Source organism: Pseudoalteromonas sp. 2CM28B (assembly GCF_023161935.1).
On sequence record NZ_JALNTH010000003.1, the window covers coordinates 85,024 to 98,486 of the forward strand.

At 38.3% G+C, this 13,463-nt stretch carries 11 protein-coding genes; 5 read left to right on the top strand and 6 right to left on the bottom strand.

The features are described from left to right. Positions 1–295: 295 nt before the first annotated feature. Positions 296–1,072 carry a DNA/RNA non-specific endonuclease gene (locus MTN96_RS05065; protein ID WP_248530882.1) on the top strand — a complete coding sequence of 259 codons (777 nt, stop codon included), beginning with the start codon at positions 296–298 and terminating at the stop codon, positions 1,070–1,072. A 932-nt stretch (positions 1,073–2,004) separates the two neighbouring features. Here MTN96_RS05065 and MTN96_RS05070 read toward each other — a convergent pair. From MTN96_RS05070 to MTN96_RS05095, 6 genes are all read right to left on the bottom strand, one after another. Then, positions 2,005–2,964 carry a sugar-binding transcriptional regulator gene (locus tag MTN96_RS05070; protein ID WP_096041753.1) on the bottom strand — a complete coding sequence of 320 codons (960 nt, stop codon included), beginning with the start codon at positions 2,962–2,964 and terminating at the stop codon, positions 2,005–2,007. 163 nt (positions 2,965–3,127) lie between these two features. Next, on the bottom strand, positions 3,128–4,141 hold the full coding sequence (locus tag MTN96_RS05075; protein ID WP_121637477.1) for an ABC transporter ATP-binding protein: 1,014 nt from the start codon (positions 4,139–4,141) through the stop codon (positions 3,128–3,130). Positions 4,142–4,151: 10 nt separating this feature from the next. Further along, on the bottom strand, positions 4,152–4,982 hold the full coding sequence (locus MTN96_RS05080) for a carbohydrate ABC transporter permease (RefSeq protein WP_004586533.1): 831 nt from the start codon (positions 4,980–4,982) through the stop codon (positions 4,152–4,154). A 2-nt stretch (positions 4,983–4,984) separates the two neighbouring features. Further along, entirely contained in the window at positions 4,985–5,857 is an 873-nt protein-coding gene (locus tag MTN96_RS05085; protein ID WP_024033631.1) for a carbohydrate ABC transporter permease, read from the bottom strand. Positions 5,858–5,975: 118 nt separating this feature from the next. Next, positions 5,976–7,280 carry a sugar ABC transporter substrate-binding protein gene (locus tag MTN96_RS05090; RefSeq protein ID WP_029772292.1) on the bottom strand — a complete coding sequence of 435 codons (1,305 nt, stop codon included), beginning with the start codon at positions 7,278–7,280 and terminating at the stop codon, positions 5,976–5,978. 139 nt (positions 7,281–7,419) lie between these two features. After that, positions 7,420–8,742: a hypothetical protein gene (locus tag MTN96_RS05095; protein ID WP_029772291.1), complete on the bottom strand. Its 1,323-nt coding sequence runs from the start codon at positions 8,740–8,742 to the stop codon at positions 7,420–7,422. 466 nt (positions 8,743–9,208) lie between these two features. Between MTN96_RS05095 and MTN96_RS05100 the strand changes: the two genes are divergently transcribed. The 4 genes from MTN96_RS05100 (at position 9,209) to MTN96_RS05115 (ending at position 13,461) form a co-directional block, all read left to right on the top strand. Further along, complete coding sequence (locus MTN96_RS05100; RefSeq protein WP_029772290.1) at positions 9,209–9,592, top strand: response regulator; 384 nt, start codon at positions 9,209–9,211, stop codon at positions 9,590–9,592. Positions 9,593–9,604: 12 nt separating this feature from the next. Then, positions 9,605–10,510, top strand: a complete 906-nt coding sequence (locus MTN96_RS05105) for a MoxR family ATPase (RefSeq protein WP_248530883.1) — start codon at positions 9,605–9,607, stop codon at positions 10,508–10,510. 184 nt (positions 10,511–10,694) lie between these two features. Then, entirely contained in the window at positions 10,695–11,507 is an 813-nt protein-coding gene (locus MTN96_RS05110; RefSeq protein WP_374274866.1) for a DUF58 domain-containing protein, read from the top strand. Beyond that, entirely contained in the window at positions 11,500–13,461 is a 1,962-nt protein-coding gene (locus tag MTN96_RS05115; protein WP_248530885.1) for a DUF3488 and transglutaminase-like domain-containing protein, read from the top strand. The genes MTN96_RS05110 and MTN96_RS05115 overlap by 8 nt, the downstream gene beginning before the upstream one ends. Positions 13,462–13,463 lie beyond the last annotated feature (2 nt).

Genomic DNA, 13,463 nt, shown 5'->3' on the forward strand with positions numbered 1-13,463 from the left:
TCATACATTAAAAGTATGCGTAAACGCTTTATATCAGGGTGATACGCATAGAAAACCACAAAGAGCTCAATTTAACATAATTCATGTAGGTATATAAAAACCCCTTTATTCGCTAGGTCTACAAGTGACGTTACTACGTTGAATATAAGGCGAGGGTAACTGTATGCTCGCGACTTTTATTAGTAATACCAAAAGCCTAAGACGATATTATTGTATTTATAAACAATTAGTTAGATACATATTGCTGTAATAATGTACTGCTAATTTTTACCCTCATTTAATTGAGGATAAAACAATGAAGACAATAATAAAGGCATCAATAGTACTTACAGGTTTATGTTTTGCACACAGTGCAAGTGCAGACAATTGTTTACAAGGTTGCCCAACAGGTTTAGATAATGGCAATACAATTGAGCGAAGTATTTATACTTTAAAAAATAATCGTTATACAAAGTTTGCAGATTGGGTGGCTTACCATGTTACGACTAGCACTATGAGTGGACCATCGAGAAGCAGAAGTTGGAAAGCCGATCCTGATCTATACTCACATTACACGTTAGAGCCTAGTGATTACACCGATGCATATGCAACAATAAATACCGATAGAGGCCATCAAGTTCCATTAGCATCTTTTAGCAATACGGCTGATTGGAAACTAACAAACTTACTTTCTAATATTACGCCGCAATCATCCGCATTAAATCAAGGCCCATGGGTTAGGCTTGAATCTGCAGTGCGAAATCACGTAGGAAATGGAAATGATTTATATGTAGTAACAGGTCCATTATACGAATATTATTTTGCAGAGTTACCACAAGCTAACGAAGCGCATACCATTCCAAGTGGCTATTTTAAAATTGTTATGCAGCAAACTGGTAGCACAATTAAAGCATCGGCATTTATTATGGAGCAAACAGCAAATCGCAGTGATAACTTTTGTAATACCGAAGTAAGTATTGATGAAGTTGAATCGCGCTCGGGTATAAATGTAATGCCAAACTTATCGTATAACAGTGCACAAACAATTGAATCATCAGTGTATGGTTTAAGGTCTGAACTAGGTTGTAACTAAGCCATATTATTTTTGCGTTAGGCCTTAGGTTTTGAAGAACTTAAATCTAAGGCTTTAAATTAAACCTGATATGAGTCGCAAAAAATCTTGTAGCAATAAGTTAGCTTTAAATAAAATGATAGAAACGAAAATTACAAAATTTGAGCCTGTTTAAAAAGGTAATTAATTTTCATAAAGGGAATATAGAGGCTGCTATATGGAATTTGTAATTGCTTGGTTTTATAAGATTGAAAGGCTACATAAATTGTTGCGAAAATATCACTGTAAAAAATAGTCCGTAAGTTGTTGTTAAAAGTTACTGTGCATAACAATTTAAACGGTTAACTGAAAGACCAACTTTAAAACGACTATTACTCAAAACACTAAAAATAGGGATTTATACCTAAATAATAGAAGAATAGTTACTTTGATTATGTAATAATTCATCCTATTTAACATAATATAAATTATAGGTAGTTATCTATATTATAAAAAGGAGTGTGTATTATACTCCTACTATGTCCAATACTAGACGGTATCGGACATTAAGGTTGTTTTTACCAAGCTATACCTAGTCTTACTTTGCTATGTACTTTTAGTTTATTCCAGGTCATTACGCTTTTATTATTCATTACGCTTTTATTATTCATTACGCTTTTATTATCCATTACACTTAAAACTTTACTAACTAAATTAGTTACAAAGAACTTTAAGCATTGGCTACTTTAAAATTTTAACCACATCAGTTTTTGCTTTGCTATTTTCATCAACGTTCTTTCAGTTCGGCGCTCTTTTATTAAAGCGCTATTTAAAACGTTTTATAAAAAGCCTACATTTATTAAAACTTTATTGGTATTTTAAATGAGCCTGTTAGTTTTCCTTTTTGAAAAATAAAGGCTCATTCAGTCAGTTATTATCCGTAGATTTTAAAAAGCTACCTAAAACAACCTTAGCTAATCCATACTTAAAATACGCTCTGCTGTGTATTCGTTAGTAATTAAACCGCTGATCATATTCGATCTAACTGCACCAAGTATCGCAAATACTTTATCTTCACCGGCGGCTATAGCGTAAATTTGTTTATTACCTTCAATTTTTAATGGCGTACTGGCAACACGTTGGTTTACATTGCAGTCAATTAATTGGCCGCGTTTGTCGTAAACCCAGCTGATCATTTCGCCCACAGCCCCTAAACTTTGTAGCTCTTTTAGCTCTTGCTCATCAACAAAGCCATCAATATGCAATGGCGATTTTTCGCCTAGGCTACCTACACCCACAAACGTTACGTCGGCTTGGGTGGCTAATTTTAAGTTACTGGTAATATTATGTTGTGAATGCAATTGCTGTTTTTCTTCAACACTTCTTGGTAATACAGGAAGCGGCATTGGGTAATGCTTTGCATTTATATGCTCGGCCATTCTAACGACTACATCATAAGGTGAAGCCGACCCATCAAGTGCCATGTTACCTAGCATCGCCACTACTTTGTGTTGGCTACAATCTAGCGTTGGCAGTTCATCAACGCATGCACGTAATACGCGCCCAGTACCCATAGCTAAAATTTTCGGTGTTTCTGATTTTAAATGACGTTGTATTTCAGCTGCACCGGCTTGCGCTAAACCTACTGTAGAGTTTGGATCTGAGCCATCGCTAGGCACTACTTCACAAGAGTCTAAGCCAAAACGGCTTTTAATTTTTTCTGCTAAATCCATACATTTAGCAATAGGATGATCGAGCCTTACTTTAATAAGCCCTTGGCTTACAGATAATGCCACCATACGTTGAGCCGATTGACGAGATACATTGAGCTTTTTGGCAATTTCGTCTTGTGTTTTACCCGCAACATAATAGAGCCACCCTGCTCTAGCTGCATCATCGAGCTTACGTATTTCTGTATTTGATAGCTTTGCCACATAAACCTCTTATTTTGATAAGCCGCTTAGTTTTAGCGATAATCATTTTATAATATTTGCAAATATATCATTCATTTATAAAATGCCGAAGTATCACATTAATTTAATAACCAATACTTTAGGTAAATTTGCTATTCCTAAAGTATTGGCTTAAAACGGCGGATTAAACTGTTGGGTTTTTAATCGTTAAACCATTTTTATCAAATCTATGTACCTTGTGCTCAGGTGCACTTAAATAAATTGTATCGCCATATTGTAGTGGGCAATCACCATCTGCTTTTACCGTAACCGTACTGCCATCGTTAATAGTTACATGTAAAAAGCTTTCAGAACCTAAATGCTCGATTACGCCCACAGTACCTTGCCAAGTTCCTGACTCAGTTGAAATTTCAAAGTGCTCAGGACGCACACCTAAACTATGCGTTTGTGCATGGCTATCGTTATCTACTTCAATAAAGTTCATTTTTGGTGAACCAATAAAGCCTGCCACAAATTTATTTACCGGGTGCTGATACAGCTCAAGCGGCGTACCTACTTGCTCAATAATCCCCCCATTAAATACCGCAATTCTGTCTGCCATTGTCATCGCTTCAACTTGGTCATGTGTTACATAAATCATTGTTGTAGCTAAGCTTTTGTGTAGTTCAGAAATTTCTAAGCGCATATTTACACGAAGTGATGCATCTAAATTTGAAAGCGGTTCGTCAAACAAAAAAGCCGACGGTTGCCTAACAATTGCGCGCCCTATTGCTACACGTTGGCGTTGCCCGCCCGATAATTGCCCTGGTTTACGGTCTAAGTAATCAGTTAAATTAAGTATTTTAGCGGCATTTTCTATTTTACTTTCAATTTCAGCAGGGCTTACTTTTGCGCGTTTTAGTGGAAACGCAATGTTATTGCGTACACTCATGTGCGGGTACAAAGCGTACGACTGAAATACCATAGCTAAACCACGTTTTGCCGGTGGCGTCTGTGTGGCATCTTGGCCATCAATCTCAATTGTGCCGCTGGTTGTGTCTTCCAATCCGGCAATCATACGTAGTAATGTTGATTTACCACAACCCGATGGCCCTACAAATACAATAAATTCGCCGTCTTTTATCTCTAAATCAAGCGGTTTAATTACGTTAACTTCATCAAAACTTTTAGTTACTTTTTTTAGTGTGATGCTGCCCATGTGTGTTCTCCTACTTTACTGCGCCAAAGCTTAAGCCGCGCACTAATTGTTTTTGACTAAACCAACCAAGAATTAATATTGGCACAATGGCCATGGCAGAAGCTGCCGACAACTTGGCGTAAAATAACCCTTCAGGGCTTGAGTAACTGGCAATAAATGCCGTTAGTGGTGCGGCATTCGCAGCGGTTAAAATGAGTGTCCAAAATGCTTCGTTCCATGCCAAAATTACGTTTAACAGTAATGTTGAGGCTATGCCGGGTAATGCGATTGGCAGTAATACATGAAATATTTCTTCGCCAATAGTTGCACCATCCATTCGTGACGCCTCTAAAATTTCACCCGGAATTTCTCTAAAGTAGGTGTATAACATCCATACCATAATCGGTAAGTTTATTAAGGTCATAACAATAACTAAGCCCAGTTTTGTATCTAATAAGGCAAAGTCTCTAAAGAGTAAATAAATAGGAATTAACACCCCTACTGGCGGGAGCATTTTTGTAGAAAGCATCCACATAAGTAGGTTTTTAGTTTTTTTCGTTTGCACAAACGCCATTGACCACGCGGCTGGTACGGCTATTAATAAGCCCAATAAACTTGAGCCGAGTGATATAACCACCGAGTTCCAAAAGTGATCAAAATACGGCGAGCGGGCTAACACATCTTGATAGTTTTCCAGTGTCCAATCAAAAGCAAATAACGCTGGTGTGGCTGATATTGCTTCTGCTTCGGTTTTAAAACTGGTGATTAATGTCCATAAAATTGGGAAAAATATCATCCCACTGATGGTCCATGCTGCCAGGGTATAAATTAGTTTTGATTTTTTATTTGCTGCACTAGCCATGATTAACCCTCTAAGTTTTTACCAATAAGGCGCATTAAAAATATGGCTACAATATTGGCAATAATTACTGCAACTATGCCCCCTGCTGAGCCCCCGCCTACATCAAATTGTAATAACGATTGGGTGTAAATTAAGTAAGTAATATTGGTTGATGCATACCCTGGCCCGCCACTGGTTGTCACTAAAATTTCTGCAAAAATAGACAGTAAAAATATAGTTTCAATTAAAATAACAGCGGTAACAGCGCGTGATAAATGCGGCAGCACGATGTAAAAAAACTTACTAAAAGGTCCTGCACCATCTAAATCGGCAGCTTCGAGTTGTTCGCGGTCAAGGGATTGAATTGCCGTGAGTAATATCAACGCAGCAAACGGTAACCACTGCCAAGAAACAATAATAATGATTGAAAACAAAGGCATTTGCGCAAAAAAGTCGATAGGTTCAAACCCGAGCCAAATTGCAAAGTGTGCAAATAATCCGTTTACAGGGTTCATAAACATGTTTTTCCACACCAAAGCCGATACGGTTGGCATAACAAAAAATGGGGCGAGAACCATAATACGAACATAGTTTCGCCCCCATATTGCTTGGTCGAGGAGAACAGCTAAACCGATACCACCACAAATTGTGATAGCTAAAACACCCGTTACTAAATAAAGGGTATTAAAAAAGGATTCTACAAATGCGGGATCTGTTAAAAAAAACTCGTAGTTTAAAAAGCCTACAAATTCACGTTCACCAGGAATAAGTAAGTTGTAATCTACAAACGAGAAATAGAGTGTCATGCACAGCGGCACTATCATCCATCCTAGTAATAAAATTACACTAGGAAATAGCATTATGCGTGCAAGCGTACGAGACTGTGTAGTTGCCATATCAGTGACCTTCAAAAAGTCAGCATTAACCTTAGCAACAACGACAAACGGCTACTAGATAACATGCTAATGCTGACGAAAAATACGAGGTAAGCGTTAAACTTACCCGCCTACTTATTTATTTTGGGTAGCGCGCTTTACGCATTGTGCGCTCAACTAGGCGTTGTGATGTGTTAAGTGCTTGCTCAACAGTCATTTGCCCAGTAAGTGCAGCGGAAAACTGCTGCCCAACAGCAGTACCAATTCCTTGGAATTCAGGAATAGCTACAAACTGAATGCCAACATAAGGCACGGGTTTAACAGTAGGGTTTTTCGGGTCGGCCGAATTAATAGAATCAAGCGTTATTTGTGCAAACGGTGCTGCATTCATGTATTGCTCGTTTTCATAAAGTGATGCGCGAGTACCCGGCGGTACTTTGGCCCAGCCTTTGTTATCGGCAACTAATTGGCTGTACTCTTTTGATGTAGCCCAGCTAATAAATTTCATTGCAGCATCAGATTTTTTACTACTAGAAGGAATTGCAAGTGTCCATGACCATAGCCAATTACCACGTTTACCTAGGCCATTATCTGGTGCAAGTGCAAAGCCTACTTTATCAGCGACTTCAGAATCTTTTTTATTGGTTACAAATGCGCCAGCAACCGTTGCATCAATCCAAATACCACATTTACCCGTTTGAAATAACGCTAGGTTTTCGTTAAACCCATTCGCTGACGAACCCGCAGGTCCAGACTCTTTCATAACATCTACATAGTACTGGAGTGTGGCTTTCCACTCAGGGGTGTTAAATTGTGGTTTCCAATTTTCATCAAACCAGCGAGCGCCAAACGAATTTGCCATTGAAGTAATTAAAGCAACATTTTCGCCCCAACCTGCTTTACCACGTAAGCAAAGGCCATAAACACCTTCATCTTTATTGGTCATCGCTTTTGCAGCTTTTTGAATAAAGCTCCACGTAGGCGCGTTTGGCATTTCTAGGCCGGCTTTTTCCATTAGGTCTGTACGGTACATAACCATAGAGCTTTCGCCATAAAATGGGGCCGCGTATAATTTGTTATCTATCGTTAAGCCACTGCGAATAGCCGGTAGTAAGTCATCAACGTCGTAATTTTCACCTAGGTTATCAAGCTCAGTTAGCCAGTTTTGTTTACCCCAAATTGGCACTTCATATGTGCCAATTGTCATTACATCGTATTGGCCGCCTTTTGTGGCAACATCGGTTGTTACACGTTGACGTAAAATATTTTCTTCTAGTGTTACCCATTTTAATGAAATATCTGGGTTTTGTTCTTCAAAATGATTGCTTAGCTCTTTCATGGTGATCATGTCACCATTATTAACAGTGGCAATGGTTATGGTTTCTTTAGCGGCTACGTTAATAGCCATAACTGAACACGCGAGCATTAATAATTTAGTTTTCATCGGGTTAACCCTCATAAATATGTTAAATGACGCTTAAAAAATAACTGTAAAGCGCCTTAGTAAATAAAGCGGTGAGTAATTTCAACGTATTTACAACGCTGAAATTACCTTTAAACCAAACAGTAAGTTAGTAAGCTATTTAAAATTTAACTGAGATTTCTGAGGTGAAACCGTCAAAACCACGACCAATTTGGCCGCCTGAGTTTGCGCCTTCTTCTTGGTTTACATACTCAACTTTTAAAAGTGTTGAATCTGTAAACCAGTAACCTGCGGCTACTTGTAAGCGCTCAACGGTGTTATCGTTTTGGCTGATTAAATCGGAAGTGTTTTCTGACTCTGCATAGCGCGCGGCTACGTAAAGTTTTTCAGGAATGATATATTGCTGTGCTTCAACGGCGTAATATTCTACTGAGCTTTCGCCTTTAATTACACTGTTAGAATCAAACGTGGTACCGTTTTCGTCTGCCACGCCATCTGTACCAAAGTAGGTAATACCTGCCACTGCGTTACCTGCAGAGTCTGCAAAGGTGTAATCGTCAGACGATTTACCCAACATTAAAATGATGCTGGTTTGATCTGATGGCTGATACGCTAAATTTAATTGAATGATAGACTGATCAAGCCCTGGCATAACACCTACGTGAGTATCACGTTCGCTTGAAGGAGAAGCCGAAAAGTTATAGTTTTCGCCATCACCAAAACGGTAATTTGTTGTTGTGAGTCCATCTAAGCTCGCTACGCCATTTTCAAAACGAAGTTGGTCGCCTTGGTTAGCTTGTAAGTAATTTAAGCCAACTTTAAAGCCACCTTCAAACTCTAATGTACCTTGTAAGCGGTAATTAAAGCCTCTATCTTCTTGAAATGCTTCGCCAAAGCTTGATGTAGTAATGTGACCTGCCACGTTATAAGAACGAAGCACACCACTGTCAAAAGTTTCTGTGTAGCTTAATTGTGCACCGTTTTCTGCGGTTGCGTAGTCGTTAATGCCGTTACCAATTAAGGCATTACCTTGGTTATCTGCGCCGTCTTGAAAACCTTTGAACTGAAATGGAGACGCGCCAATATTACCTAAACGAAGCGTTAAATTTTCGTTTTCGTTTGGTGTGCCGTATAAGCCAAGTAAATCAAATTCAATACCTGCAAAGTCGTTATGGAACGAAAAATCACGGTCGCCGCCGCCAAAATCGTTTGGCTCTTCGGCTATATCAATGTCGGCAGTAATGTATTCATTTATATGAAACTTAAGCATTAAGTTAGCTCTAATACGCCCAAAACCTGATGATTGTTCTTCATCTCCAGGACGAAATGCACCGTCTTTAGCTTGAATAGACTGAAAGTTTTGCATTGCTAGAAAGTTAACGTCAAGGCGGTCAAAGTAATCTGACATTTCTGCTTGTGCAGGCGCCGCCAACGCTGCTGCTACTAAAGTTAGCGCAAATTTAGCTTTCTTATTATTTAACATAATGAACTCTCTATTTAGTGTGTTGTGTATTTTCAGTGTGCAGCTAAAGCTAATGGGCATTTTATTTAAATGTGTTTTTAAACTTCGTAATGGGCATCGGCTCAGCTTATGAGCATAATCACAAATGAATAATGTAACGTCAACATCTTTTATTACAAAACATTTACATGAAATCGCGTTTATAAAAATTTACATTTATAAACAAGGGTTTAATAGTTTTGAATTCCAAAATAAAATTGCCAGCTATGACTAAAGTCTTATTTAAAATGTTCTGTAAAGGGCTATTGAAGAACGATATTTAACATTTATTAACCAATTAAATGGTGTGGGCGTTTAATTAATACAGCAGGTTTAGGCGCGTAAAAGCGCTAATTGGTTGTTTTTTGATTTACTTTCTTGAGCTTATACAGTGCTTAGCATAAAATTAAATTACTTTAGATGTATAAAAAATAGAAGTAATTAACATATGGAATTTGTGCGCCCGCTTGAGCCTATACTTATTATTGATGACGTTAAGGAAATACGTGACTACCTAAACCAAATATTAACAGAGCTAGGCTTTGAAGATATTTTAGAAAGCAACGATTACCTTTCTGCAAAACCCCTTCTTGATAAAAAATCACCCAATGTCATATTTTTGGATGTGGACTTACCTGATTCTGAAAGCTCTGATATTCTAGAACATATTAATGATAGCTACCCTCACGCTCACGTTGTTATGTGCTCGGGACATAACACCCTTGAAAACGTGCAAAACACCTGGGAATTAGGCGCTAAAGGCTTTATAGAAAAACCTTTTAACGCTAAAAAAGTTAATTCTGTTATGAAGCGCCTCGAACTAAGCGAATAAAATAAGGTCAGTATGCAAAGCACTGTTACGGCAATTATCGACGATTTATCTAGTGTTATTTTTGGCAAAAAACAACAAATAAAACTAGCACTCACCTGCTTATTCAGTGAAGGACATTTACTGATAGAAGATTTACCCGGTATGGGCAAAACTACGCTCTCACATGCACTTGCTGCTGTGCTTGGGCTGTCGTATCAGCGTATACAATTTACAAGCGATCTTTTACCTGCCGATATTTTAGGAACCAATGTATTTAACGCTAATGAGCACACGTTTACATTTCATAAAGGGCCGATTTTTAGCCAAGTTGTATTAGCAGATGAAATAAACCGCGCGGGCCCTAAAACGCAAAGTGCATTGCTTGAGGCAATGGAAGAGCAGCAAGTTACAGTAGATGGTACTAAGTACATGTTACCAAATCCTTTTTTTGTAATTGCCACGCAAAACCCGCTTTATCAGTCGGGTACTTACCCACTTCCAGAATCGCAGTTAGATCGATTTTTAATGCGTATAAGTTTAGGTTTTCCTCCTAAAGAGGCTGAAAAACAACTTATTTTAAACATTAAACCGCGAGACTACAGCCAATTACCACAAAGAATAGACGCTAAGCAGCTACAGCAAATTCAAACCTTAATTAACCAAATTGTGATAAGTAGCCCTGTAATCGATTATATTATTGAATTAGTAACACATACTCGTCAAAGCGCAGCATTTGCAGGCTCGCTCTCTCCTCGGGCAAGTATGGCGCTGGCCAAAGCGGCTAAGTCGTGGGCATTTATTGAAGGGCGAGAGTTTGTAACCCCTGACGATGTACAAGCTGTATTTGCCAGTGTGTGCCAACACCGATTAGGACTGCATAACGAGTCAGGCGAAGCGCAAGTAAATGAAATCTTAAAAACCGTTGCTGTGCCAGTTTAACGTGTTATTTAAAAAAAAAGCCAAAAAGGTCAGTATATTAGGCGCATTAAAAAAGCGTTTACTTAATAAACTACTTAAAAACAAGCATTCAAAGCAATCCATTACGCTGGCTCATAACAATATTTATGTAGTGCCCTCGCAGCTCGGCTTTTACTTTATTATTGTGGCTATTTTAAATTTTGTTATGGGCATTAATTATCAAAATAACTTAATTTTGGTGATGGCTTATTTAATGTTTGTGGTGATGATTATTGCCGTACTGCTTGGTTATACAAACGCCAAAGGGCTAAAAGTTCAATATATAAAAAGTTTTGCCAGCTTCTCACCAAATAAAGGATCGGTTAAATTTATTTTAAAAGCCCCTACACTTACGCAATCAGTATCGCTTGGCTACTCGAGTGACTCAGAATACGCAAAGCACTTAACGCAAGTTACGCCCAAAGACAGCGCTTTAATTATTAACCTACCTTATAATGCCCGCGGTAAATATACCCTTGAACGTTTTAAAATACACAGTAATTACCCATTTGGGCTGGTAAGCGTGTGGAGTTATATACAACCCAATGACTCTGTTTACGTTTACCCTGCGCCAGAGCATGTACTAAACGACACTTACAACAGTACGTTTGAACACACAACGCAAACAGGCAGTATTAAAGAGCCCGGCAGCGAAGAGTTTGATGAACTAATTACGCATTTACCAGAAATGGGATTGCAGCGAATTTCATGGAAACATTATGCTAAATCGCAGCAGTTACTCGTAAAAGAATTTATAGATTATAAAAAGTCCGATATTGTTTTTGATTTTAACCTGCTAACGGGTAACACCGAGCAACGCTTGAGTCAGCTTTGCTTTTTAGTGTGTAATGCATGCGAAAACAACACGCCGTTTACACTAATTTTGCCCTCAGCAAGTTACAAAGCAACTAACGATACGCACGATAAATCACTGTGTTTAGCACTTCTGAGCGAATACGGCGGAGCAAATAATGGCTGAGCTATTAAATTACCGGGCAATTAATTTAGCAATGAGCTTTATATACGCCTGCTTATTTGCGTTTTATTTATCGCATATGCCCATACTCTTTATTGGGGTTTTATCGCTTTTATGCCTTTGGAACGTGTACTTAACACTGACTAACAACCCTAAACCTAACGCGTGGCTTGCAAATATTTTGGCTGGATTAGCCTTAATATTAATGATTTACACCATAGGTATAGGCGATACAGTCATATTGTTTGTTGCTATGTTATTGCTCTCTAGTATTTTTAAATTACTGCAGGCTAAAACAAAAAAACATTACCATATTATTGTCACACTCACGTTTTTTTCTATTTCATCGGCGTATTTGTTTAACCAAAGCATAATAACCACCTTAACCATGAGCACCCTATTTTTACTCAATTTTGCTGTATTGAGCTTAATTGAATCTTCTCATAGTTTAAAATTAGCCTCTAAACAAAGTGCTAAGCTGTTATTTATTGCTTTGCCCTTAGCTATATTTTTGTTGTTGTTTTTACCTAAAATGCCCGCTTTTTGGCAGTTACCTGGGCCCAAGCTTGCTAAAACAGGGCTTTCTGAACAGGTAGACCCGTTTGATATTGCAAAGCTGTCTAATTCTGATGAACTTGTTTTTAGAGCGCGTTTTGATAACGACACGCCCGCCTCACCTTATTATTGGCGAGCACTTGTGCACGATACCTTTGATGGTAAAGCGTGGAAAACATCTGATTTATTAAAATATAATAATCAAAGCGCAGATCCCAATAAACAAATTGCAGTACAAAATACCTACACTATTATTGCCGAGCCTGCTAATCAAAAATGGTTATATGGGCTTGATTACGCAACCAGTAACAATAAAAATGTTGAAAGTAATGCGCTGGGGCTACTTCGAAAAAAACAATATCAAGCTAAAAGCTTGCAGTATCAGGTATCAAGTGCAGCACTGAGTACAGAGCAACTTTCAGATTGGCAAACCGCTTATTACACACGCTTAAATAACCAAACAAACCAACAAGCAGCCGAGCTTGCTGCCAAACTTAAACAATCAACCACCTCGCAAAGCGACTTTTATAATGCATTGCTTAGCTACTTTGCTAAACAAGAATTTAGTTACACGTTAACCCCCGAGCCAATGACCGGTGACAGCACTATTGATCAATTTTTATTTGATAAAAAACGCGGCTTTTGCGGCCATTACGCCAGTGCAGCAGCGTATATTTTTAGAAGCGCCGGTATTCCCGCGCGCTTGGCCAGCGGTTATTTAGGTGGCGAAAAAAACCAAACAAATAACTATTTATCGGTTCGCCAATACGATGCCCACGCTTGGGTTGAAGTGTATATTAATAATCAGTGGCAAATTTTTGATGCCACTGCGGTGGTCGCCCCCGAGCGTTTAAATGGTTCACTTTCGCAAAACGAAGAACTCAATGATGAATTTAAAAGTAATCTCGATTTTGGTTTAGTGAGTTTAAGTAACTTTGCAGTCGTTAATTGGTTAAGGCTCAAACTAGAAACCCTTGATTACCAATGGACTAGCTGGGTACTTGGCTTTGACGAAGAAAAGCAAAGCAACTTTTTAAAATCACTTTTTGGTAGTAAACATCTTTGGTTGGTACCTTTAGCGGTTATTTTAGGGCTTGCTTTTAGCTTTGCTGCTTACTTTATTTATTTAAATTGGCCACGCAATAAAAGTAAACGGCCGCCGTTAGTTGTAGAATTTGAGGCAATTAAGCACTGGGCAGATAAAAACGACATAGCGGCGCCTAGTCATTATTCACCTAATCAGCAGTTAATATACTTTGCTGAGCAAAGCCCTGATACTGCGGAACCTTTAAGCGAATTTAGCTATTTATTTAACCAAGTGCGCTACGCTAAAAAACCTTTTACTAAAGAACGTAAAAATCAGGCTAAAGATCTGATAAAATTAATTAAATCTTCAAAATAGAG